The organism is Limnobaculum zhutongyuii, assembly GCF_004295645.1.
In the GTDB taxonomy this organism is placed as follows: Bacteria; Pseudomonadota; Gammaproteobacteria; order Enterobacterales; family Enterobacteriaceae; genus Limnobaculum; species Limnobaculum zhutongyuii.
On sequence record NZ_CP034752.1, the window covers coordinates 3413081 to 3437466 of the forward strand.

Here is a 24386-nt window from a genome sequence, read left to right on the forward strand (position 1 = left end):
ACATCGCATTATTTTTCTCTGAATGATGAAGATAGGCATAAAGAGTAGTGGTATCGTTGATAAAGAAATCATATTCTACGGTTCGCAAATTGAACCGTTTACAAGCCCAAGACACTAATGTAGAAGGAATCACAGTAACCAGCTCTCTGGTTGAGACCTGAAGAAGTATAGTAATCATAGAGGAAGAGCGGAAGCGTTTAATAAAAAGGGGATCATCTATATGTTGAATATTGGATATTTCTTTACCAAATTTTTCATCCGGTGAAATTAAACCCAATTGTGATTCTTGTTTATATTGCTCTTCAGTTATTCGTTGTTTAATTCGAGGGTGATCATTTTACATACTATCGCCCAGCCAGTATGAAAAAGTTGGTAACTCAGCAGCGAGCCATCTTTTGGTAGAACCATTCCAATATCAATATCAACCTGTTTTCGGCGTAAATGTTCTATTCGCGTAGAGGGACCTCGGGGCATTGAAAATATATCCCAGCTACTCCTCTCACAAAATTCAGGATCATCAAAAAATTTGTCCGACAGAAGTAAATCTAACAATGGTAGGGTGACAATACGCAATTTTGATGGTGATGTAAGTTGTAATATGCTGTTCTGGAATTTATCAGCCTCATCAAAAAGGCTTAGCGCTGGACGATAATATTTGTACAACTCCAGGGCCAGTGCAGTTGGCTGCATCCCATTCCCCTGTCTGAATAACAATATATTATTATGATGCTTACGCAACTTATTTAGTCCGGTACTTATTGTCGATATGTTGGTCTTTAGACTTCCCGCCGCCGCAGACACTGAACCGGTATCAATAATCTCACAAAGGATGCGAGCAAGGTTGAGATCCAACGTTGATTGCATATTTCACCTCAACCAAATGCATATAGTTGAAGCATAGTTGATTGTTTCAAAAACGCTTTCTTATTTTCAGAAAGTGAGTTTTCACCATCGAGGATATCCTTAGCCCGGTTACCCCTGTAGATTGCAACACGTTCCCGGTTCACATTAAAAACCTTTATGAGAGTGAAAAATGTCACAGAGAAAATATCTTAGTGCTAATGAAGTAGAAGCTATGATTAATGCCGTTCCTAGGGGTACAAATTATCATCGCGATCGCTGTTTAATTATGATGTGTTATTTTCATGGACTACGTGCCAGCGAGTTATGTCATTTGAAAATTACCGATATTCAAGGCGAACACATTTTCATTTCTCGCCTGAAAAGAGGTTTATCAACCACCCATCCTTTACAGAAATGCGAACAGGAAGCCATCAGCCAATGGCTGAAAAGCCGAAAAACATGGCTGAATAGTGATACCCAGTGGCTGTTTTTATCCCAGCATGGTAACCCATTATCCCGCCAACAGTTTTATGAATTAATCAAGAAGTATGGCATTGCGGCAAAGCTGGATATTAAAGCGCATCCCCATATGTTACGTCATGCCTGTGGTTTCTCTTTAGCTGATGCAGGAAAGGATACACGTTTAATACAGGACTATCTCGGTCATCGTAATATTCAGCATACGGTGCTGTATACCGCCACCAATAGCGCCCGATTTAACAGTATTCAATTTAACGTAAATTAATAATATTTTAGAGCTGATGGTAAATATAAAGTAATAACAACATTGATAGTATTAACAAAAAAGTATTATCAACCCGCATAACCGTTAAACCATATTGTTAACTATGAGGTAAATATATCCGGCCGGATTTATATCATAGTAAAATCAACAAGTAACATTCATGGCATACACTAAATCCTGAAAAGTAATAAAATTCAGCATTTACTTAACCTCCCAAAATAATTACCATAAAACACATTGATTTAAATGGATAATGTCAAATAATTCATTACTGAATGGTTTTACATTGGTATTATATAAGGGAATATGATGAAAAAAGTAGGTAAAGCATTACTGCTCGGCACTTTAGTTATTAACGCGGCATTACTGGCAGGTTGTGATGACAAGCCAGAGGCACCTAAAGCGTCCCCCACCGCGCCAACCACTCAAAACTCAGCGTCTGCCAGAAAATCTGCTGCGCCTGAAGCCAATAATTCAGAAGCAAAAAAACCAGCCATCAGCGATGAAAAAGCGGCTTATAAGCTGTCTGAAAAAGTCTCTTATTACGTAAAAGCCACTAATGCTTATGGTGGTGGCGTTCTTGATGGCACCTCTTCCTGGCCTGACAAAGAGAAAAAAGTAAAAGCCGGTATTGATAAAAAAGATTATCGGGTTATCGAATCCTGGCTCTATTTCAGCTCTCGTCCTTACAGCAGCTTAAGCAATAACCTGAAAAAAGCGCTGAAAGTGACTGAAGTGAATATTGACAATATCGACTCTAAAGCTGAAGCCATTGTCGCCTCTATTGATAAGCTGCTTCCGGTATGGGAAGAGTTAGAAAAATACAACAAAATGAAAAAGTATGAAGATGACAACGGTGCTAAAGGTAAAGAGCTGATGGAAGTCTTCACGCCTGCATTTAATCAGGTGAATGCTCAATACAAAGCGCTGGAAGCGGAAATTCGCGTTGCCAGCGAAGAGATGAAACAAAAGCGTATCGAAAACTATAAACAAGAAGGTCGTTTGCTGGAGCTGTACACCGAAGAATCTCTGGAACTGGCCCGTTCTATCGTAGGGCAATTCTCCAGCCTTAAAGATTATAAAGATAAGGCTAAAATTGAGCAGGCAAACAAGTATCTGGCAGAGCTGGAAGAGAAATTAGAGCTGCAAACTGCTGAATACAACAAAGCAAAAGAAGAAGGTAAAAAAGTTGACTCCGGCTACTCCCGCGTTAACGACCGACTGGTTAAGTTTGTTGGTACCTATCGTGATGCCAGAAAGAAACCAGGCTCTTATGCTAATAATCTGGTGAAAGACTTTAACAGTGCTATCGATACTTATAACAGTATTCGTTGATGGTTGGCTGAACATAAGATTACAGAGGTTTTGCCGCTAAAAAAGCCTCTATTCAGATAACCCCGTTCACTTAATATTGCCTGAGTGGACGGGGTTTTATTTTTAAAGCTTGTCATTCAGATTGTATTATTGCCCGTGTCGACAGGCTAAAGAACTTCCCGAACTCAGTAAACAGCATCGAATCTCAAGTACATATCCCGCTCTACATCATCCATTGGGTACGAACAGGTATCGTGGAAAGACGACAAATTGATAGCCACCAAACTAAAGGCGGCTATAGCCAGTTTCGGCCAAAAGCACCGTACCCAATAAACCTCAATCGGTTTTTCAGCTATCCGTACGATTATCCATACCACCAATGTCATCGCATCAGCGGATTGCATGATTCAATAGATGGCGAGCTATTTTGTTACCGAATCCGGCGACCTTTTGAGTAACCACCGTTAACCGATGGCAGTTTCAATAAATTATTTATCACATCCATTATTGATTAACTTATTAATAATACCGGTAGTATATCTTATTTTCATCATACAAATAACCACTAAAGTGTTGCTATAGTATTTTATTTATTGATCAAAATCATTACAAATTAAGATTATCTAGTTTTGAAAACCATTATAAATTATTATGCCGGCGATTTTAATAATAAACTTAAATGAGTTGTTATTTATTTTATTAAAAATACCATTCATTTATTTAATAACGCTTCGTAATTAATAGTAAGGATACGTTATGAAAAGGACTCTGCTCGCCTTTAGTATTGGTCTTATCTTAAGTAATGCTGCTCACGCAGCGCCTGCCACAACAACTGTCACCGATCAAGCAACATTAACAGCCCATGATGGTGAAGTTAATATTGAGAATACCTGGGGAATAAACCTGTATCAGGACCAGTCATTTAACTATTCCGATGACATAAAAATCGATTACAAATTAACAACAAATGCGTTGGGAGAGGTTGGCGTAATTCAAGTATTTAATAGCAATGTTATTTTTGGAAAAACCAATATTGTTGCTAATATTGAAAATGGCGTAACCGCTTCTGATGTGAGTGCTGTTAAATTAAAGAGTGGCTCCCCTGCAGCAACGGCAGCTGTTGTATCTGCTGAGTTTGCTGCAAATTCATCATTTACCATTAATGGTAATGATCAGATGAGAATTATTGGCGTCGATATTCACGGTGGCTCCGGTAGTTTGACCGCGAGACTCAATGAAAATACAACTATTACATTAAATGATGCAGGTATTGGTTCCAGAGGATTACTTGCCTATTTAACGGGTTCCAAAGTTGAAGCTCAGGACGATTTCCTTGTTGAAATAAACTCGAATGGTGCAAACTATATTCGTGCTATTTCAGCTGAGGGATGGATTGGCGGTTCATCAAGCGTTAATGGCGGCGAGATTGCGTTAAATGGCACCACCACGGTGAATTTGTTAAATGGGGGCGACCGTACTACAGCAATTAATGCTTACAGAACGGGTTCTAAAATTACTGCCCAAAAAGCAGTTACCATTACCAATATTACCAATAGCCCATCTGCCATATTATATGGTTTGTATGCGTCTGACGGCGGTAGTATTGATTTTGCAGATACCGCATATATTACGTTAAGTGGTGGTGCTGATAATTCTGCTGCCGCTACGGTTTACTCCGGCAGTGACATTACGCTGACTGGCGCTGATATTAATGTTGATGCTGGCTATGCTTTTCTGGCAAACGGTGCCGATAGTGTGATTACCGGTAATAGCGCCAGGTATGTGATTAATGGCAACATGCTTTCAGAAAATGATGGTGCGATTAATATCACAATGGCGGATAACTCAGCTTTTAATGGCATTACCACGCTCGATACATCAGCAAGTACCCTTGACCTCACCCTCAATGGCGCACAAAGTGTCTGGAACATGGCGGGTGATTCTGTGCTATCTAATTTATCACTGAATGGCGCTACGCTGTCTTATAACACGCCAGTGACTGCTACCTTTACACCAAAAGAATTAGTGGTTACAGGAAACTATACCGGTAATGACGCGGTGTTGGTGCTGAATACGGTGTTGGGTAATGATGATTCAGCCACTGATAAATTAATTGTTCAGGGCGATATTGAAGCAGGCACAACCAAAGTTGCTATCAATAATATTGCTGGCGCAGGCGGACAAACCATTAATGGTATTAAGATCGTTGAGGTTGGTGGCCAGTCAATCGGTGAATTCGTTCAGCAAAACCGCATTGTTGCCGGTGCTTATGACTATCAAGTCGTAAAAGGCGCTGCGGATGAAAACTGGTATTTAAGCAGTTCAGTTTCCCCCATCGAGCCCCCTCCTGTTTCACCTCCCACGCCAGAGCCTGAAGATTCAAATAATGAGCAAATTCTGCGTCCTGAATTCGGCAGTTATTTAGCCAATAATTATGCAGCAAATACCATGTTCCTGACGCGTTTGCACGATCGTTTAGGTGAAACACAATACACCGATGTATTAACCGGCGAGCAAAAAGTCACCAGCATGTGGATGCGTCACGTTGGTGGCCACACGCGTTTTAAAAATAGTAATGAGCAGTTAAAAACGCAAAGTAACCGCTATGTGGCACAAATTGGCGGCGATTTAGCACAGTGGAGTTCAGACGGTTTGGATCGCTGGCACTTAGGTGCAATGGCAGGTTACGGTAACAATCAGAGCAATACGACCTCTCATGCCATTAATCGTGAATCACGCGGTAAAGTCGACGGGTACAGCGCTGGCCTTTATGGGACCTGGTATGCAAATCAGGCAGATAAAACCGGTTCTTATGTTGATACCTGGGTACTCTATAACTGGTTTGATAACGAAGTCACCGGTGATGAGCGTGCAACCGAAACCTACAAATCACGTGGTATTACGGCATCGATTGAAAGTGGCTATAGCTTCAAGTTAGGCGAAAACGACCGTGACAGCTACTGGTTACAACCAAAAGCTCAGGTGATTTGGATGGACGTGCAGGCGAAAGATCACTATGAGCAAGCGGATGTTACTGGCGCACGCACCAAAGTGTCTGATAAGACGAAAGGTAATTTACAGACCCGTCTTGGTTTAAGAGCTTACGTCAACGGCCACAGTCACTGGGATGATGGCAAAGACCGTAAATTCCAGCCGTTCGTAGAAGCAAACTGGATCCATAATACCAACAATTATGCCGTTCAAATCGCAGATACCCGGGATGAAATGCGCGGCACCAAAAACATTGGTGAGTTAAAACTGGGCATTGAAGGTCAGTTATCTAAACGCTTAAACGTTTGGGGTAACGCGGCTCAACAGATTGGTGATGACGGTTATAGCGATACCTCTGCGATGTTAGGTATTAAATACCAATTCTAATTTGAGTTATCAGCTCAAGCCGGCCATATTCTGGCACCGTTCATTTACGATGTTTTAAGTGGACGGGATACGGTTTTTTAAGGTTCAAACGGCCCTTCCTTTGGGCCGTTTTGTTTTTTCAGCAGACATAAAAAAGCCCCGTCAATCTATGAGGGGGCTCTTATAATACGCCTGTCTGATGGTTCAACCGGCCATTTCGCCTAACCGAACGACGTCAGCGAAATGGCGGTTTTTCCATTTTCATATCATCTTAATCAGCAATAACCGGCGCAGCGGGAATTGCATCAGGCTGCTTTTTTGCTGTCCAGCCTTTGTATGCCAGCGGCAGGAAAGCAACTGCAACAGCTAACAGAGATACGATACCTACATAGTAAGCAGGAGCCATCGCACTTTGCTGTAACCAGGCACCGGTAATCATTGGTGTTAAACCACCAAATACCGCGTAAGCCAGATTGTAGGCAAATGATAAACCGGAGAAGCGAATAGCCGGTGGGAATGCACGGGCACCAACAATTGGCGTAGTGGCAATCGCACCAACAAACAGCCCCATCAGACCATAATTAAACATCAGCTCCCCTGCGCCAATTTCCGGATGCAGTGAACTGTAAAAATGGTAGGCCGTAATTGCCAGACCGCCCCACGAAGCCGCCATACAGATACGTGTACCTAACTTATCGCTAATCCAGCCCCAGAAAATACATCCCAGCGTTAACATTAAGGTAGCGACACAGTTGGCTTCCAGCGAAATGGTTCTGTCCACCTGATACATCTTCTCGACTACCACAGAAGGCGTCATCAGAATGGTGACGACAATTGCAGTAGACAGCGACCAGGTCAAAATCGCAGTAATACCACAGGCTTGTTTATGACTTCTGATAACCGTTTTAACCGGAAGCTCTTTCGCCAGCGCATGCTTCTCTGCCATCTCTTTAAAGATTGGCGTTTCTTGCAGGAATTTACGCAGGTAAACCGAGATAAAACCAAATACACCGCCCAGAATGAATGGAATACGCCATGCATACTCATTAATTTCTGCCGTGCTGTAGCTGCGCTGAATAAAGATAGCCACAATGGAGCCCAACAGAATACCGCCGGTAATACCGGAGGTTAAGGTTCCGACCCCTAAACCATAACGCTGCTCGGGGGTGTGTTCGGCAATAAATACCCATGCTCCCGGCATTTCACCGCCAATGGCTGCTCCCTGTAGAATACGCATTAATAGCAGAAGAACCGGTGCCATAACGCCAATAGAGGCATAAGTCGGCAGCAAACCGATCACCAGCGTTGGCAACGCCATCAGGAAAATACTCAGGGTGAACATGCGCTTACGGCCAATTTTATCACCGTAGTGCGCCATAATAATCCCACCGAGCGGACGAGCCAGATAACCGGCAGCAAAAATACCCAGGGTTTTCATCTGAGCAATAAATTCATTATCACCAGGGAAAAACAGATGGGTTAATGTTCCGGTAAAGAAAACAAAGATAACGAAATCATAAAACTCAAGGGTGCCGCCAAGGGAGGATAACCCTAAGGTCTTATAATCATTCTTATTCAACGGTCGCGCTTTTGGCTGGCCAGTTATTGTGGGAGAAGACGCTGTCATTTACTTGTAACCTGTTATCGAATTATTGTATTTGCAAAAACTTGCCTAAAAATCTATTTATTAGGTTTCCAAAAGTGACCAACACGCACACATTCCGTAGCCGGAAAAGAAATCAGGAATGCATATATCGTTCAGAGATGTTCTGTCGCTGAAGGCACTCAATCCATTGATTCGCGGTCAGTATTGCGCAGCTTTATGAATGGTCACTAGATACTAGTTATAGCAGTAAATTCGACATACTGTAAACCACACAACTGAAAATATGTCATCGTGCTTTATTTATCAGCAAAAACCAGAATATTTCCCTAAATTATCTCTATTTAAGAATGATTCATAACAAACAGAGCCATTTTAACCGTTTAGCGGAGGTAAAAAACATGCGGATAAACCCACCACTGCAACACTTTGATTGAAAAATATTATCCACCAGCGAATAACCATATTTCCCCCCCAAAAAATAGAATTCGTACCGATACTTTTTCTTCATTAAAGTTTGATGGCTTTATATCCAAAGCGGATAAAAAATCACCACCATCAATAATCCATCCTATTTTTCTGATGCTGAAAAATTAAAATGTTACTTATCAATTCGTTGTTAATGTTTACTTCATAGATAACAATTAGTTAGTTAAATATAATTATTTAGTAAATATTTTTATAATAATTTTGAGATTAATGTTTCACTATTGAATACAAAACCGTTATGATGAAGGCGTGTTTTTAAATCTAATTTATTGATTTTAATAAGAATGAGATGGACTTCATGGCTAAAGATATAATGGTGTGTGGCGTCAGCGTTAAAGTAAAAAATAGCGTCAGTATCTATAATCAAATCGCCTCATTGAATTTAAACCAATCTTTATCTGCTGTAATTGACCGGCTTGATGAAGATTTGCTGCAAATAGAGTTCAGTAACGGCAACATTGTTGATGTGGGTTGGTATCCCTCTTTTGATGAGCAGGGAGAATTTATTATCTACACCATTTCTGATAATAACTGGGATGAGCCCTGCGCAAGATTTACCACCCGGGATGGTCGTGAACTGATTGCCCTGCTCAAACAGTCTATTGCGATGGCATCAAATTAGTCATCTTGCCTGTCTCCTGATAACTTCACTCGGTATAAACACTGATCCCTGTGTCTGATTACCTGTCATTAATATCCTGTACCTGAAACGATTTATGTAACAAATTTGATAATTAATTGTTATTAATTATTTGCTTTTAGGCTATGGTCGACACTTTACATCACCCTACTATTATCAGGGTTATGGATATCATTACTCAGGAGCGTTACGTGTCTGCCAGCCATCAGGAACAACAAGTCACTCCTTCCGCTACCCAGGCCTTTATCGTTTTTCTGGCGGGTGTCAGTGCCGCATTGCATATCTGGAAGTTACCTCCGGCGCTGCCAGTTTTACAGGAAACACTGGAGCTTAGCCTCTCACAGGCCGGGTGGCTGATTTCGGTGTTTCAACTGGCGGGAATGCTATTGGGGTTGGTGTTTGGTCTGTTTGTTCAACGTATCGGACAAAAGCAAAGTATCCTGATTGGGCTCTGTGTCTTATCCGCCGCCTCCTTTGCCGGAGCAACCGCCAGTGGCATAGCGACACTGTTAGTCTTTCGCATTATCGAAGGTTTTGCTTTGTTAATGGTCACCATGTCTGCCCCGGCATTAATCAAACATATAGCCCCTAAAGCCCGTTTAAGTTTCTTTGTGGCGCTCTGGAGTGCTTATATACCAACTGCTACAGTGTTTGCGCTCTTTGCCGGTGCTTCAATGCTTAACTATTTTGACTGGTCGGCACTATGGACGGGTTCAGGCATTATCACCCTGATGATGGCGCTGTTGGTGTGGCGCATGGTTAAAGAGAACGGTTCAGGCCATACTCCCGGGCATAATCAGCTGCATCAAGCCTGGTTATCGATTAAACAAACTCTGACGGTGAAAGAACCCTGGCTGGTGGCCGTAACCTTTTCTATGTATACCAGCCAGTGGGTTGCGATCATTAGTTTTTTACCGATTATCTACCGCGAAGCGGGAATTTCCGGTGCGTTAATGGGAACGTTCACCGCTATTGCCGCCGGGGTTAATATCGTTGGTAATTTACTGGCGGGCAAACTGTTGCAGCAAAAGGTATCCGCTAATCTGCTGTTAAATATCGCATTCATTACGATGATAGTGTCCGCTTTTGTCGCCTTCGGGCTGAACAGCTCTCCCTGGACGCAATTTATCGCCATCACTTTATTCTCTGCCGCCGGAGGGTTAGCTCCGGCAACCCTGTTTAATCTGGCAGTTAAAGTCACGCCATCGGCACAAAATATCCCCGTCACCATTGGCTGGTTGCAACAATGGATAAGCTTTGGTCAGTTTGCCGGGCCGATTATTGTCGCTTTGCTGGTGGATTACACCCAGGGCTGGCGTTCTGTCTGGTTGTTAACCGGGGCCTGGGGAGCATTAGGGATTATTTTGAGCTATTTGCTGTGTCGAACGGCGGCGGTTAAGTCATAAATTAGCGTAACAAAAGGCCCAATGGCTAAATGAGAAAAAAAGCATTTCATCATCGGGCTGGCCTGCGGTAAATCATCAGAAGCTATAGCGCAATCCTAAATTTCCCTGAATCGGCACTTCGACCTTACTGCCTTTGGCATAATCAACTTCAGCAAACAGCGTAACCTGTCGGGACAGTCTGGCATCTACCCCAAGCCCTGCTTTAGCCATATCACCAGATAAATCGGTAGTGAACTTATTACGCTGGTTAATGACGCTGCTGTTGTTATCAATATATTCATGCACCCAGGCCGCTTTAATATAGGGGGTTACCATGCTGCTCTCCCCTACTCTGAAACTTTTGCCCAGGCTAAAGCCCAATTCGCTGGTCAGAGAATCCTGATGGTTAATTTTGGCTTTCATGTCATTATTTAACGTAATGTTTTCTCCGCCAACCTGCACATAGGCTAAACGGACGTAGGGTTCAATCCAGATATCAGCCACAACCGACGTGTTATAGCCAACTTCCAGCGATCCGCCCAGCGCATTCTGGCTGTAATCGCCTTTGATACCCGCCCCATTGGTAGATATGGCCTGTAAATCATTGCTGAAATGGCTGTATTTCAATATGCCATCAAGATACCAACCGCTTTGATCGAAGTAAGTGCCGTAAAGCCCCGCACTATAACTGTCTATATTGCTGACGCCACCGCGAGCGTGCTTCACATCCGAATTACTGTAGCTGGTGAAAGCACCCCAGAATGCTTTACCGCTCTCGTAATCCATCATGCGATCGGCCCCCAGCTCAATACCCGCCTGTTCCAGCTTAAAGTGCGCATTATCAGCGGAAATGTTGCTTTTCCCGCCGGTAGTTCTAACCCAGACTCCGGCATTGCCTTCATTTTGCAACAGGGAGCCTTTTCTAAAGCGCAGATTCTGTAGCTCGTTATTAAATATCAGTTGAGGTGCTGCCGCCATAGCGAGTACCGCATCCGTAGCAGGACTAAGGCTCGGGGAATCAGGTCGCAGATCAATCGCGCCAAGATACCAAACTTCTCCGCTGGCTTCAGGGCGGTTATATAAGGAATAGATATAGGTACCACCATCTACCGCATTAATATTGACGCCATTAATATCGGTTAAATTAAAGCTGCTGCCACCGCTTTGATCGGTAATCAAATCCAGTGATTTTTCGCCGGGGTTGGCGATCTCTGCGCCAGAATCCGCCACTCTAATCAGATGCCGACCGCTACCCTGCCGAATCGTCAAATAATCACTACGCCCATGCTGAATGTCAGTATTAAAATCGAAGGTTATACAGCCTGACAGAGTATCGATATTTAAACGGGAGTATGTCGCACTCTCTGTTGTGCCATTCATTACGCTATTAAAAACAACATTACCTGTGCCCCGCAGCGTACCAATCTCTACCGTATCCGTATCTGCGCTATTTGCCGTTATCCTCATCAGTGCATCATCACCGTTTAGCTCAACATATTCGGCATAAGTTGGTGCGCTGACTCCATTAGCCATCAGGCGCAATTCTCCCCCACCGTTAACCAGAGTGATGTCAGATAAATAGCCACCGGCGTGAATGGAGGATGTTTCACCATCAGAGATAGTGGTACTCAATGCAGAGGCTGTCTGGCAGAACGCCAAAAGAATTAATATGCTTAAGGTAGATAATGTGGTTTTCATATTGACGTCGTTCCCTCTATTAATACAGCTCCATTGGTGGGTATGCTAACAAACAAAATTAACAATAACCACGCTTTAAGGACAAAAAACAGTCAATATTAAATTTGAATATTGATATTTAAAGATTTTTACAAAGCTAATCAAAATCCTTTTAAATAAAGGAGTCAATGAGATTCACTCATCTAAAAAAAGGTCATAAAAGAAAAAAATGACAACAATATCAACAGTTATAAATAACATTATTAATTAAACAAACACATATTAATTAAATTATTGAAGAAACTGTTATCAGATAGCTTTTTAATTAGTGGCCTGACAATCGTCAGGCCACTGTTTCACTCAATTATCGGTCAGTTAACCTTTCCGACTATTTGAACCAGATTGAAATACTGCCCGTTTTCAAAGGCCATCATATCCCTGTCTTTTACTGCATAAGGATTACTGTCACACAGTAACCATTCATCCCAGGCCTGTTTACAACAGTCCATTTCACGGCAAGTTTCAACCGATACCGCACCAGAGCCTTCCCACAGGGTCTTCCACCAATCACTGGTGAAAAAATACATTCCCTCTTGCCACCATGGAAGCATCTCTTCTGGCGGTTGCCCATTGACTAAAGGACGCTGTAACCCGGGAACAGCCACGGCAATTAAACCACCGGGTTTTACCAGCGGAGCAAGATGAGTTTCCAGATAGCCGGGCTTATGGCCAAAGTACTGGTAAGCATCAATACTGATCACGGCATCAAAATAGCCTTCAGCAAACGGTAATTCATGGGCATCAAGATTGAGCGGAATAATGCGATCTTCCATGCCGAACTGTTTGAATCGCTGCCAGTTATCGGTAGAGCTAATCCATAAATCCACCGCATAAATAGTGGCATCAAAATGGTGGGCCAGAAATAACGACGTGATTCCTGCACCACAGCCCAGGTCCAGAATACGCATCCCCTTTTTCAAAGGCAGATCCCGCGTCAGTTCTTGAGCGATGAGCAAAGCATTAGGTCCCATCATATTTTGGCGTAAAAATGAATCTTGAAATAACAGGTTAATTGATGACGTCATTGGTCATTTTCCTTTTTAACAATATTAATAAAACGGATAAATGATGAATGGACGGCACAAACCAACAGGCAGCAGAGAACCCATACCACAGATAAATCGTGATAGCAGAGTCGATAACTAAATGCAGGATGACGCAGGAACGGTACGTTCCGGATGAAAAGCATCATATTGAAAACCTCGTTAAAAACCACACTCAATCCTCTACGCGTCCGCTGTTTGCGGCGCAGAATATTCATCATTCAAGGGATGTGTGATATCGCCCGATTCAATTCGGGATCAATATCAGTGGTTTAACGCAATCTCCAACATGCAGGCCTCTGGGAAACAGTGATAATAAAAGTAATAACGCACCATGTGCACCATGTGCACCATGTGCGTGGGTACTATAAAAGAAAGATTCTGAAAAAGCCAATCGCCATGCGGCATTACTGAAAAAACCGCCAAAAACCAATAAATTGTAATTAAGTTACAGAAATATTCATCAACCATCAAAGCTGAGAGTTTCAAAAACAGCGTTATCGCTTGGTAAGTTAGGAAATGAAAAATACTTTGTGAGTAATGTCACATTTAATAAACAAACCCCACCAGCTAAATAGTGATTTAGTTCACATAAAAATGTCTGAGATAGGCGTTTTTTTAACATTGTCGCTTTCTTACAGTCAGTTTTCGTGATCAATGTCACGTATAAACATAAAGCAAGGGGGGTGGATGGTGATCATGATCACAAAGTCCGCCCGGGGTACGCGAGATAAAAATGTCGTGATAGAGTCGGCCTGCATTGAAAATGATTGACGGTTTTTGGCGAAGCCGTCCCGACTACTACTACGCGCACCACCATCTGCGCGTACCTCGAGGGGTGTTTTATGTTATCACCAAATATAAAGGTCAAGGTACAGAATTTTGGCCGCTTCCTCAGCAACATGGTGATGCCCAATATCGGCGCATTCATTGCCTGGGGGCTGATTACCGCACTGTTTATTCCTACCGGCTGGCTACCAAATGAAACCTTAGCCAAGCTGGTTGGCCCGATGATTACCTACTTACTGCCGTTGTTAATTGGCTACACCGGTGGGCGCCTGATTGGCGACGAACGGGGTGGTGTAGTGGGCGCAATCACCACCATGGGTGTGGTAATCGGTGCCGATATGCCGATGTTTATGGGTGCCATGATTGTGGGGCCGTTGGGTGGTTATGCCATCCGCCGTTTTGACCGCTGGGTTGATGGTAAAATCAAAAGTGGTTTTGAGATGTTAGTGAATAACTTCTCTGCCGGTATTATTGGTATGTTATTGGCTATTCTGGCCTTTATGGCTATCGGACCGCTGGTTGAGTCCCTGTCTAAGCTGCTGGCCGCCGGGGTTAACATTATGGTGCAAAACAACCTGCTGCCATTAACCTCTATTTTTGTTGAACCAGCAAAAATCCTGTTCCTGAATAATGCTATCAATCACGGGATCTTCTCTCCGCTTGGCATTCAGCAGGCAACCGAAACCGGTAAATCCATTTTCTTCCTGATTGAAGCCAACCCAGGCCCTGGCCTTGGTGTGCTGTTAACCTATATGTTCTTTGGTAAAGGCAGTGCAAAACAGTCCGCTCCGGGGGCAGTAATCATCCACTTTTTTGGTGGTATTCATGAGATTTACTTCCCTTACGTATTAATGAATCCGCGTTTGATCATTGCGGTGATTTTAGGCGGAATGACAGGCGTGTTTACCCTAACGCTATTTAACGCAGGACTGGTTTCTCCGGCCTCTCCCGGCTCTATTTTTGCCGTCTTGCTGATGACACCAAAGTCATCGTTAATCGGGGTAGTTCTGTCTATTCTGGCTTCCGGCATTGTTTCATTCCTGATTTCAGCAGTGATGCTTAAACGCGTACCTGCCGGTGAAGAAGAGAACAACGGTCTGGCAGACGCCACTCGCCGCATGCAAGGCATGAAGCAACAGTCCAAAGGCAATAAAGCACAAGGCGGAGCCGCACAACCGGCAATGCATAAAGGCGATATGGCAAAAGACTTAAGCTATGTGCGCACTATTATGGTTGCCTGCGATGCCGGTATGGGCTCCAGCGCAATGGGGGCTGGGGTATTACGTAAAAAAGTAAAAGATGCCGGACTCAACCACATTGCCGTTGCCAACTGTGCGATTAACAGTCTGCCGGAAGGTGTGGATATGGTAATCACCCATCAGGATCTCACTCGTCGGGCAATGGATCATGCGCCGCATGCCATACATATCTCACTGAAAAACTTTCTCGACAGTCAGCTCTACAACGACTTAACGGCGCGCCTGCTGGCGGCCAAACATCCTCAGGCAGCTAACGACAGCAAACTCATTACTCAAACTATTGTCGCCGCCAACGATGAACATTTCGACCCCGCCAATCAGGAAGAAAATCTGTTTGAGCTGGGTGCTAATAACATCTTCCTCAATCTGCAGGCTGACAATAAAGAGCAGGCGATTCGCTTTGCCGGTCAGATGCTGGTTGATGGTGGCTATGTAGAGCCCGACTATGTCGATGCGATGCTGGCCCGTGAAGCGTTAACCTCAACCTATCTTGGAGAATCCATCGCCGTTCCGCACGGCACCGTAGAAGCCAAAGATCGCGTACTGCGTACTGGCGTAGTGATTTGCCAATATCCACAGGGCGTCTGTTTTGGTGACACACCGGAAGAGATCGCTCATCTGGTCATTGGCATTGCTGCGCGCAATAACCAGCACATTCAGGTTATTACCCGTTTAACCAATGCACTGGATGAAGACGGCATTATTGAACGTTTGGCACAAACCACCAGCGTGCAGGAAGTTTTAGACCTGCTGGCCGGTGAGCAAGCCGCGTAATGGTACATATTGCAAAGTATCTACTGCCGCAGCCATCAATTTAGCTGCAGATACTTTGTTATTAGGGGCTGGTCCCCCGGCCCCTGTTCTTTTTACGGTTTAGATTTGAACACAGATTATTAAGGTTAAGCTTATGAAAGCAGTCCACTTTGGTGCAGGTAATATCGGGCGCGGGTTTATCGGTAAACTATTAGCCGATGCTCAGGCCGAACTCACATTTGCCGACGTAAATCAGCCGCTGGTTGACCAACTGGCGCACCAGCAAAGTTATCAGGTTAATGTGGTTGGTAAAGATGCCAGAATAGAAAAAGTCAGCCGTATCAGCGCGATTCATAGCGCCAGTCCGGATGCGATTCGTCAAATAGCTCAGGCAGATATCACCACCACCGCCGTTGGCCCACAGGTACTGGAAAAAATTGCCGGTACTCTGGCCCAAGGGCTCATCGTTCGTTATCAACAGGGCAATCACCAGCCGCTAAACATCATTGCCTGCGAGAATATGGTGCGCGGCACCAGTCAGCTTAAGCAGCATGTCATGTTGCAGATTCCGCAAGAGATGCGGGAATGGATGGAACAATATATTGGTTTTGTTGATTCCGCCGTAGACCGTATTGTTCCTCCCGGCGAAGCGGCAAACGATCCGTTGGATGTTACAGTGGAAACTTTCAGTGAATGGATTGTAGACAGCACTCAGTTTAAGGGAGACCTGCCACATATTGAAGGTATGGAACCTACGGCGAATTTGATGGCCTATATAGAGCGTAAGCTGTTTACGCTCAATACCGGGCATGCCATTACCGCCTATTTAGGCCAGCAGGCCGGATGCAAAACTATTCGTGATGCTATTCTCAATCCGGACATTCGTCAGGTCGTAAAAGCAGCCATGGAAGAGAGCGGTGCCGTGTTGATCCGCCGTTACGCATTCGATCCCGAGCAACATGCGGCCTATATTGATAAGATCCTTAGCCGTTTTGAGAACCCTTATTTGCATGATGACGTTGAACGAGTCGGCCGCCAACCATTGCGTAAGCTAAGTGAGGGGGATCGGTTAATTAAACCGCTTCGTGGTACGCTGGAATACGGCTTACCTAACCAAAATTTACTGATTGGTATTGCTGCTGCGCTGAGCTATCGCAGTGAGCAAGATCCGCAGGCGCAGGAACTGGCAGCCATGTTGGCATCGAAGGGAATTGAACAAACCCTGCGAGATGTTTGTAACCTTCAGGATCAACCGAAGGTTGTGGCACAAATAACAAATGTGTATAACACCATGCAACATCAGGCTTAGCAGATGCCTGTATCATGAGATTATGCACCTTTATGTAACCACATCAGGCAGCAATGTCTGTTATTCAGGTAAAAAGCTTTAGCTGGCAAAGTAAACTATGGCAACAATGGAAGAAACTCAGGTATTTGAAAATCGCATTCTGGAACGTCTGAATGCCAGATTAACGGTAAAAGGCTTTATTGAGGCTGCGGTCAGCCTGCTAGCCGATGCCGTCGATCTGCTGATCCTGCAGGTATTCCGCAAAGATGACTATGCCGTGAAGTATGCTGTTGAACCGCTGCTGGAGGGCTCAGGCCCTTTAGCCGCGCTTCCGGTGCGTCTGAAGCTGATTTATGCGCTTGGAGTTATCACCCGGGATGAGTATGAAGATGTCGAGCTACTGCTGGCGTTGAATAATGAGTTGATCAATATTCAGGATAATCTCAGCTTTACCGATGATGAAGTGCTGGGGCCACTGCATATGCTACACGGTATCACCCTCCCCCCACCTCCGGTGCTAAACCTGCCGGAAGAAGTGATTGATGACAAACTGGTGGATATGCAGCTTCAGCGATACCAGCAAGCTATCCGCTCGACGTTGGTGTTATGTATTACGGATTTGTTGTCGAGATTGGGGCATAAGAAGGCGTTCTAGGATGTTGTTTTAGGTTTTTTTTGGCTGCAGTGGATATTCCGGCCGTAAAAGCGATATTGCTCATATCACAAATGTGCTCGGCCGGAAGACAGTTTGTACTTAAGTCTAGAGTGTGTCGGGCCTAGTCCCCCTAGGGGCACTTCGTTGGCTTACGCCAAGTCGACCCCAACGGCGGCCTCTCCCGACAATTAGCAATGTTAACTGCCAGTCAGATGATTCATTCCGGCATTTATTCTTATATTTAGCCCTTTGCCCTTTGCCCTTTGCCCTTTGCCCTTTGCCCTTTGCCCTTTGCCCTTTGCCCTTTGCCCTTTGCCCTTTGCCCTTTGCCCTTTGCCCTTCAGGTTAAAGCATCCGAATGTTGCCGAAGGAAGACCAGAGGCAGCACGAGCCGCATGGATGCGGCGAGAGGCATAGCGACGCCGGGAGCGGCTCTATGCCGGTGCGTTAAGCCTCTGGGCTGACTGAGGTTGCCGCCGCAACGCGGCGGTCAACAGTCGGCTGCGCAGGCGCGGGGAGTGCAGAGGGGCGTTCGCCCCAACGCCCCTCTGCTCGACGCAAGCTCCACTGCCGAGATAAACACAGTACATAAAGCGGCGAAACCTACACCGAACCAAACAGCATCAGCATCAGCATCAGCGCCATTTATCCTTTTACCCCATAAAAAAAACCGAACAGCTACCTGTTCGGTTTTTTACATCTCTAACCACCAACTAACCCGCAGTATCAAGACTCGACGCAGTTCTCACCTGCTGAATCAACTCTTCATTATGATCCAGCATCTTACGTAAAAACTGGTTATACGACGTACCTCGTTCAGAGTAGCGCCCCAGTTTATTCACTAAGTGCTCCGCCGTCACGGTATCGCCCTGGCTTCTCAGCGCGGCCCGTGAATCACGCAGTTTATTATAAGCCGCGTGGGTATTCATATTCAGTAAATAAGCGGTAACTGAATCATCTACAGAGTTGTAGGATGAATACCCTTTTATTCCGCCTTTACTATTACAATTTTTACTACCGCAGCGCATACCAAACAGATTCTTATTGGTTTGCGCCAGCTTAGAGGTTCCCCAACCTGACTCTGTTGCTGCCTGAGCAACCACTAAATGAGTCGGCAGAACATCAACGCGTTTTAACAGCTCATCCCACTTCACCTTCTTTGGATTTGAAGTGCATTCCATACGATAACGACTACAGATTTGCTGTAACCGCACGATGTCCTGTGAGCTCCAGCTCTGGGATGAACGCTTTTTTAATAGCCACTCGCGTTCCTGGCGAATTTGACTGTTTTGTTGATCAATAATAGGTACAACGGCATTAAGAAATGCTTTTTTTCGTTGAGTGCCGGAAGGGTATTTTCGCAAGTCAGGTAGGCTGTCAAGCTTATCATTGAGAGAATACTCTTGATGTTTCATTGTCCCTGTTGATGCCCAACCGACCGATGAACTCACACTCAAAAAGAAAAACGCCGAACCTATTATTTTTAAAGCAAGTGAAGGCATAAAAACTCCAAAACTAGTTCACAAAATAATCAGATTTCGATTTAAGATGGTCGATGATGCAGGAATAAATTGAAAGTAGCAAGTTGTAACAAAAAACGATTATCTCACCAAAATATCAATTCGACGCGTAATATTTGGATATAAAAGCACTTTTTCAGCATGAGATGTTACCGATGCATTTTAAATAATCGATTCAGTACTGGCAGCGGTTGCACAATTCTGTGATTAACCTATGGGCGATCCTGTGTCTTCGTCTCTATTCATACCTTTTAATCTAAAAAAATCTTTAAAATACATATTGTTATTTAACAAAAATTAAAACAGCTCTTTCGTGATAATAGCCCGTCGTACTGTTGCTATTGATATCAAAAGAATTTATTACGAATAAAGGAGTAGTGGCCGCGATGCGGCCGCCAACAATGTTAACTGCTTCAAGGTTTTCGCACAAAGGTATTGTAAAGGCATTATCAAGTGGTATTGTCATGGTAAGCATTACCTACCCTACGCAGTATCATGAAAGGACTGAAACATGAATAAAACAATAGCAAAACTCTCATTCATGATGTTCATTGAATGGTTTATATGGGGAGCCTGGTTTGTACCTTTGTGGCTTTTCCTGAATTCAAGCGGCTTTACCCCAACAGAAATTGGCTGGTCTTACGCCTGTACGGCAATTGCCGCCATTCTCTCCCCTATTTTGGTGGGCTCCATTACGGACCGCTTCTTTGCCGCTCAAAAAGTACTGGCAGTACTAATGTTTGCTGGCGCCATCCTGATGTGGCTGGCAGCACAGCAAACTCAGTTCAATACCTTCTTCCCGCTGCTGTTGGCCTATTCATTAACCTATATGCCAACCATTGCACTGACCAACAGTATTGCATTCTCTAACGTAGATGATGTGGAACGTCAGTTCCCGCGCATTCGGGTCATGGGAACTATCGGCTGGATCGCCTCTGGTCTGGTGTGTGGTTTCTTACCGGGAATGCTGGGCTATGGTGATATCTCCGCCAGTAATATTCCTTTATTGATTACCGCCGCCAGCTCCGCACTGCTGGGGGTGTTTGCCCTGATGTTGCCAAACACGCCGCCGAAGAGTACCGGTAAGATGAGTGTGAAAGTGATGCTGGGGCTGGATGCCATCGTTCTGTTAAAAGATCGCAACTTCCTGGTGTTCTTCTTCTGTTCATTCCTGTTCGCTATGCCGCTGGCCTTCTACTATATCTTTGCCAATGGCTACCTGACAGAAGTGGGCATGAAAAATGCGACCGGTTGGATGACGCTGGGTCAGTTTTCTGAAATCTTCTTTATGCTGGCGCTGCCATTCTTTACCAAGCGTTTCGGCATCAAAAAGGTGTTGTTGCTTGGCTTAGTGACAGCGGCTATTCGTTATGGCTTCTTCGTTTATGGTGGTGCCGACCATATCTTTACTTATGGCCTGCTCTTCCTCGGCATTCTGCTGCACGGCGTTAGCTACGACTTCTATTATGTTACCGCTTATATCTATGTTGATAAAAAAGCACCGGTACATATGCGCACCGCAGCACAAGGGCTGATTACTCTCTGCTGTCAGGGCTTTGGTAGCCTGTTAGGTTACCGTTTAGGCGGTCAAATGATGGAAAAAATGTTTGCCTATTCCGAGCCGGTTAACGGTCAAACATTCAACTGGGCAGGCATGTGGGGCTTTGGCGCCATCATGATCGTGGTGATTACCATCCTGTTTATGCTGTTCTTCAGAGAGTCTGACGGCGAAATCAAAACCATTGACGTCACGCCACAAGACGCTAAATCAGCCGAAGCATAATAATTACATGTAATCCGCCGCGGTGTTCAACCAGTGAATTCCGCGGTACAGCAATAAAGTCAATATTAAGGGTTTATGATGAATAAAGAGAACCGCATTTTAGGAGCCTTCTATGGCCAGGCTTTGGGCGACGCGATGGGGATGCCCTCGGAGTTGTGGCCTCGTTCTCGGGTCAAATCCTATTTTGGCTGGATAGATCGCTTTTTACCGGGACCGGCTGAAAATAACGCCGCCTGCTATTTCAATACCGCCGAATTCACCGATGATACGTCTATGGCACTGGCGCTGGCAGATGCCATTATTGAGTGCAAAGGGGAAATTGAACCTGCGATTATTGGCCGTAATATTATGAGCTGGGCAGAAGCGTTCGATGCCTTTAATAAGAACGTATTAGGACCAACCTCCAAAATTGCCCTTAATGCTATTAAGCAAGGCACCCCCATTGAGCAGTTAGAAAATAATGGCGTCACTAACGGTGCTGCCATGCGAGTTTCTCCACTTGGCTGCCTGCTGCCAACCCACTCGCTGGATGATTTTATTGCCGATGTGGCAAAAGCCTCCAGCCCAACCCATAAATCTGACGTCGCAATTGCCGGTGCAGTAGCGGTTGCCTGGGCAATTTCTAAAGCTATCGATGGTGTCTGTTGGTCACAAATTTGCGATCAGCTTCCTGCGGTCGCCAAAGCGGCACAGGAAAAGCATATCACCACCTTTAGCGCTTCGATGGCAGCCAGAATCGAGCTGGCGCTGCACACCGCCAGACGGGCCGAAGGCGTTGAACAAGGCATGGAGCAGATTTACCATTTGGTGGGTGCCGGCACCAGCACCATTGAATCCGTACCTGCGGCCATCGCTATGGTCGAACTGGCACAAACCGACCCTAACCGCTGTGCTATTCTGTGCGCCAACCTCGGTGGTGATACCGATACTATTGGCGCGATGGCAACCGCCATTTGCGGTGCTTTACACGGAATTGAACGCATTGACCCGCAGTTAAAACAGCAGTTGGATCGGGTCAATCAGCTGGATTTCACCCGCTACAGCCAGACTTTTGTCCAGCTTCGTCATCAAAGAGAGGCCGCTTATGAACGCCGCTGAGCTAAAAAAACAACTTCCATCGTTAATTAATCAACGCCCCATTTGCGTGATTGGTGCCGCGGTGATTGATGTGATTGCCGATGCTTATTCACTGCCCCATCGAGGCAGTGATATTGAGCTGCACCAGCAGGGAGTTAATGTAGGTGGTTGTGCGCTGAATATTGCCATCACATTGCATCGATTAGGGCTATCTTCCCTTAATGCATTGCCGATGGGGCAAGGCATCTGGGCCGATATTATCCGTAAAACCCTGAAGGAAAAAGGTATCGTTTCCGCACTGGAAACCGACAAAGGCGATAACGGCTGGTGCCTGGCATTAGTCGAACCCGACGGTGAACGTACCTTCCTTTCTGTCAGCGGTGTGGAAAACCAATGGGACAGCGAGACCCTGAGAAGTCTTAAACTGCAACCGGATACCCTGATCTATCTCTCTGGCTACCAGTTAGCCTCTGCCACCGGTGAAGTCCTGATTGACTGGCTGGAGTCATTAGAAAGCAGCACTCAGCTGTTTATCGATTTTGGCCCACGTATTGAAGATATATCAGAACAGCAATTAGCTCGTTTGATGGCCCTCAAGCCAATGGTCTCTCTCAACCGTCAGGAAGCCGAGCTAATGGACGCCAGAATATCCGGTCATACCTCTGCTCTGAGTGCCGAAACGCTGGCAGATGATTGGTACAGCCGCTACGGCTGCCCACTGATTATTCGGGTAGATAAAGAAGGCGCCTGTTATCACGACGGTAAACAAAAAGGCTGGGTCAAACCGTTCCCTGCTCAGGTGGTCGACACCATCGGCGCCGGTGACAGCCACGCCGGCGGCGTCCTCGCCGCCCTCTCCTCCGGCTGGCCACTGGCTGATGCGGTAACCCTGGGAAACGCCGTCGCCTCCTACGTCGTCAGCCACCGCGGCGGCGACTGCGCGCCATCGGTAGCTGAGTTATCGGAATATCTTAGACAATACACTTAAATCTTTGACCTTCAGCCCTCGTTCTTTGGTTATTGGACCTTGCCCTTCCCAAAGAGCACTGGAATTCAGCCGACAACTGAGAGAGGGAGAACGCCCAACAGGGATGTTGGGCGAGGCATGGCTTCGTCTGGAACGAATCCATGCCGGTGCGTAAGCCCGAACGAAGGCGGAGGGAAGTCGCCTAAGCGACCTGAATTCGTGTGCGAAAGCGCGGGATTGTTAAGGAGGCTCGCCAGCCCCCTTGACTCGGCCACATGCACCGCCGCCAATTCAAACACAACACTATTGGTGGACGAAACCTTCTCAGTACTAAGAATTACTCTTCCGAAACAAAAACATACATATCACTACGACACAAATTAACACTATACTCAATCAGTCGATTCAAATGATCAAACACCACCTGCTTAATCACCAACACCGGTACCGCACCATCCAGCTTAATATGTGACTGAAACTCAACGTCCGGCATACGGGCACTGACTTTGCTTTTGGTTCGCTGAGGAATAATGTTCTGACTGCGGAAGTAGTCATACAGCGACATACCGATATCATCGGCATTTTTTATCAACTCGACCGGAACATAGGACTCTTCAATAGAAACCGGGTCATCATCCACATAACGAATTCGCTTAAGCATAAATACCTGACTGTTAACCGGAATTTTCAGCTGTTCGGCTACTTCATCAGAACAATTCACAATGCTCTTGTTAACCCACAGAGTATTTGGTTTTTTTCCCCGCAGTTCTACCTGCTGAGAGAAACCTTTGGCTTCTTTTAATGAGTATTCAAACTTATCGTTGATTTGGGTACCGAATCCGCGGGAACGGATAACCACCCCCTGCTCATCCAGCATCTCCATGGCTTTGCGTACGGTAATTCGCGACACCCCGGTTAACTGGCTTAAGTCACGTTCTCCCGGTAAAATATTGCCCGGCGGTAATACGCCAGTACGCACAGCCATTTTGACCGTTTCTGCAAACTTCAGGTATAGCGGTGTATTATCTGGCTCTGCAATACGCTCACAGAGTTGTTTAATCAGCGTCGAGTGTGTGTCATTCATCTCAGTCAGCCCACAGTAAGCAATTGAAAAATCATAAATTACTATTTTTTCAGTT

General features: G+C 45.2%; 17 protein-coding genes. 11 read left to right on the top strand and 6 right to left on the bottom strand.

Going from position 1 to position 24386, the window contains the following annotated elements; translation table 11 throughout:
• Positions 1–306 precede the first annotated feature (306 nt).
• Entirely contained in the window at positions 307–864 is a 558-nt protein-coding gene (locus EKN56_RS15235) for a LysR family transcriptional regulator (protein ID WP_130592571.1), read from the bottom strand.
• A 169-nt stretch (positions 865–1033) separates the two neighbouring features.
• Between EKN56_RS15235 and EKN56_RS15240 the strand changes: the two genes are divergently transcribed.
• The 3 genes from EKN56_RS15240 to EKN56_RS15250 all read left to right on the top strand — a co-directional run bounded on the left by EKN56_RS15240 (position 1034) and on the right by EKN56_RS15250 (position 6280).
• Positions 1034–1588 carry a tyrosine-type DNA invertase gene (locus tag EKN56_RS15240; protein ID WP_130592572.1) on the top strand — a complete coding sequence of 185 codons (555 nt, stop codon included), beginning with the start codon at positions 1034–1036 and terminating at the stop codon, positions 1586–1588.
• 306 nt (positions 1589–1894) lie between these two features.
• Positions 1895–2923 (top strand): DUF3829 domain-containing protein, encoded by a 1029-nt coding sequence (locus tag EKN56_RS15245; protein WP_130592573.1) that lies wholly within the window; start codon positions 1895–1897, stop codon positions 2921–2923.
• 735 nt (positions 2924–3658) lie between these two features.
• Positions 3659–6280, top strand: coding sequence for an autotransporter outer membrane beta-barrel domain-containing protein (locus EKN56_RS15250; protein ID WP_185955850.1), 2622 nt, complete (start codon positions 3659–3661; stop codon positions 6278–6280).
• A gap of 250 nt (positions 6281–6530) precedes the next feature.
• Here EKN56_RS15250 and EKN56_RS15255 read toward each other — a convergent pair whose 3' ends face one another.
• Positions 6531–7886, bottom strand: a complete 1356-nt coding sequence (locus EKN56_RS15255; RefSeq protein ID WP_130592574.1) for an MFS transporter — start codon at positions 7884–7886, stop codon at positions 6531–6533.
• A 763-nt stretch (positions 7887–8649) separates the two neighbouring features.
• On the opposite strand from EKN56_RS15255, the gene EKN56_RS15260 reads away from it, so the two are divergent.
• Entirely contained in the window at positions 8650–8973 is a 324-nt protein-coding gene (locus EKN56_RS15260; protein ID WP_130592575.1) for a hypothetical protein, read from the top strand.
• A 209-nt stretch (positions 8974–9182) separates the two neighbouring features.
• Complete coding sequence (locus EKN56_RS15265) at positions 9183–10397, top strand: MFS transporter (RefSeq protein WP_168189669.1); 1215 nt, start codon at positions 9183–9185, stop codon at positions 10395–10397.
• A gap of 75 nt (positions 10398–10472) precedes the next feature.
• Here EKN56_RS15265 and EKN56_RS15270 read toward each other — a convergent pair whose 3' ends face one another.
• On the bottom strand, positions 10473–12074 hold the full coding sequence (locus EKN56_RS15270; RefSeq protein ID WP_130592577.1) for an autotransporter outer membrane beta-barrel domain-containing protein: 1602 nt from the start codon (positions 12072–12074) through the stop codon (positions 10473–10475).
• Between the two features lie 350 nt (positions 12075–12424).
• On the bottom strand, positions 12425–13138 hold the full coding sequence (locus EKN56_RS15275; RefSeq protein ID WP_130592578.1) for an SAM-dependent methyltransferase: 714 nt from the start codon (positions 13136–13138) through the stop codon (positions 12425–12427).
• A gap of 863 nt (positions 13139–14001) precedes the next feature.
• Here EKN56_RS15275 and EKN56_RS15280 point away from each other — a divergent pair.
• The 3 genes from EKN56_RS15280 (at position 14002) to EKN56_RS15290 (ending at position 17900) form a co-directional block, all read left to right on the top strand.
• Entirely contained in the window at positions 14002–15978 is a 1977-nt protein-coding gene (locus EKN56_RS15280; RefSeq protein ID WP_130592579.1) for a PTS mannitol transporter subunit IICBA, read from the top strand.
• Positions 15979–16111: 133 nt separating this feature from the next.
• Positions 16112–17266, top strand: coding sequence for a mannitol-1-phosphate 5-dehydrogenase (locus EKN56_RS15285; RefSeq protein WP_130592580.1), 1155 nt, complete (start codon positions 16112–16114; stop codon positions 17264–17266).
• A gap of 97 nt (positions 17267–17363) precedes the next feature.
• On the top strand, positions 17364–17900 hold the full coding sequence (locus tag EKN56_RS15290; protein WP_130592581.1) for an MltR family transcriptional regulator: 537 nt from the start codon (positions 17364–17366) through the stop codon (positions 17898–17900).
• A gap of 713 nt (positions 17901–18613) precedes the next feature.
• Here the strand turns inward: EKN56_RS15290 and EKN56_RS15295 are convergent.
• Positions 18614–19315 (bottom strand): protein bax, encoded by a 702-nt coding sequence (locus EKN56_RS15295; protein WP_246019843.1) that lies wholly within the window; start codon positions 19313–19315, stop codon positions 18614–18616.
• Between the two features lie 616 nt (positions 19316–19931).
• On the opposite strand from EKN56_RS15295, the gene EKN56_RS15300 reads away from it, so the two are divergent.
• From EKN56_RS15300 to EKN56_RS15310, 3 genes are all read left to right on the top strand, one after another.
• Positions 19932–21203, top strand: a complete 1272-nt coding sequence (locus EKN56_RS15300) for a nucleoside permease (RefSeq protein WP_130592583.1) — start codon at positions 19932–19934, stop codon at positions 21201–21203.
• A gap of 75 nt (positions 21204–21278) precedes the next feature.
• Positions 21279–22301 carry an ADP-ribosylglycohydrolase family protein gene (locus EKN56_RS15305; protein WP_246019845.1) on the top strand — a complete coding sequence of 341 codons (1023 nt, stop codon included), beginning with the start codon at positions 21279–21281 and terminating at the stop codon, positions 22299–22301.
• Positions 22288–23268, top strand: coding sequence for a PfkB family carbohydrate kinase (locus EKN56_RS15310; RefSeq protein WP_130592584.1), 981 nt, complete (start codon positions 22288–22290; stop codon positions 23266–23268). The genes EKN56_RS15305 and EKN56_RS15310 overlap by 14 nt, the downstream gene beginning before the upstream one ends.
• Before the next feature lie 316 nt (positions 23269–23584).
• On the opposite strand, the gene EKN56_RS15315 is transcribed toward EKN56_RS15310, so the two are convergent.
• On the bottom strand, positions 23585–24331 hold the full coding sequence (locus tag EKN56_RS15315; RefSeq protein ID WP_130592585.1) for a GntR family transcriptional regulator: 747 nt from the start codon (positions 24329–24331) through the stop codon (positions 23585–23587).
• Positions 24332–24386: the final 55 nt, after the last annotated feature.

Excerpts from the sequence above, each read along its gene's own strand:
- EKN56_RS15280 (WP_130592579.1), top strand. The coding sequence starts at position 14,002 with ATGTTATCACCAAATATAAAGGTCAAGGTACAGAATTTTGGCCGCTTC.
- EKN56_RS15240 (WP_130592572.1), top strand. The coding sequence starts at position 1,034 with ATGTCACAGAGAAAATATCTTAGTGCTAATGAAGTAGAAGCTATGATT.
- EKN56_RS15245 (WP_130592573.1), top strand. The coding sequence starts at position 1,895 with ATGATGAAAAAAGTAGGTAAAGCATTACTGCTCGGCACTTTAGTTATT.
- EKN56_RS15250 (WP_185955850.1), top strand. The coding sequence starts at position 3,659 with ATGAAAAGGACTCTGCTCGCCTTTAGTATTGGTCTTATCTTAAGTAAT.
- EKN56_RS15235 (WP_130592571.1), bottom strand. The coding sequence starts at position 864 with ATGCAATCAACGTTGGATCTCAACCTTGCTCGCATCCTTTGTGAGATT.
- EKN56_RS15295 (WP_246019843.1), bottom strand. The coding sequence starts at position 19,315 with ATGAAACATCAAGAGTATTCTCTCAATGATAAGCTTGACAGCCTACCT.
- EKN56_RS15305 (WP_246019845.1), top strand. The coding sequence starts at position 21,279 with ATGATGAATAAAGAGAACCGCATTTTAGGAGCCTTCTATGGCCAGGCT.
- EKN56_RS15270 (WP_130592577.1), bottom strand. The coding sequence starts at position 12,074 with ATGAAAACCACATTATCTACCTTAAGCATATTAATTCTTTTGGCGTTC.
- EKN56_RS15300 (WP_130592583.1), top strand. The coding sequence starts at position 19,932 with ATGAATAAAACAATAGCAAAACTCTCATTCATGATGTTCATTGAATGG.
- EKN56_RS15260 (WP_130592575.1), top strand. The coding sequence starts at position 8,650 with ATGGCTAAAGATATAATGGTGTGTGGCGTCAGCGTTAAAGTAAAAAAT.
- EKN56_RS15285 (WP_130592580.1), top strand. The coding sequence starts at position 16,112 with ATGAAAGCAGTCCACTTTGGTGCAGGTAATATCGGGCGCGGGTTTATC.
- EKN56_RS15315 (WP_130592585.1), bottom strand. The coding sequence starts at position 24,331 with ATGAATGACACACACTCGACGCTGATTAAACAACTCTGTGAGCGTATT.
- EKN56_RS15275 (WP_130592578.1), bottom strand. The coding sequence starts at position 13,138 with ATGACGTCATCAATTAACCTGTTATTTCAAGATTCATTTTTACGCCAA.
- EKN56_RS15310 (WP_130592584.1), top strand. The coding sequence starts at position 22,288 with ATGAACGCCGCTGAGCTAAAAAAACAACTTCCATCGTTAATTAATCAA.
- EKN56_RS15290 (WP_130592581.1), top strand. The coding sequence starts at position 17,364 with ATGGCAACAATGGAAGAAACTCAGGTATTTGAAAATCGCATTCTGGAA.
- EKN56_RS15255 (WP_130592574.1), bottom strand. The coding sequence starts at position 7,886 with ATGACAGCGTCTTCTCCCACAATAACTGGCCAGCCAAAAGCGCGACCG.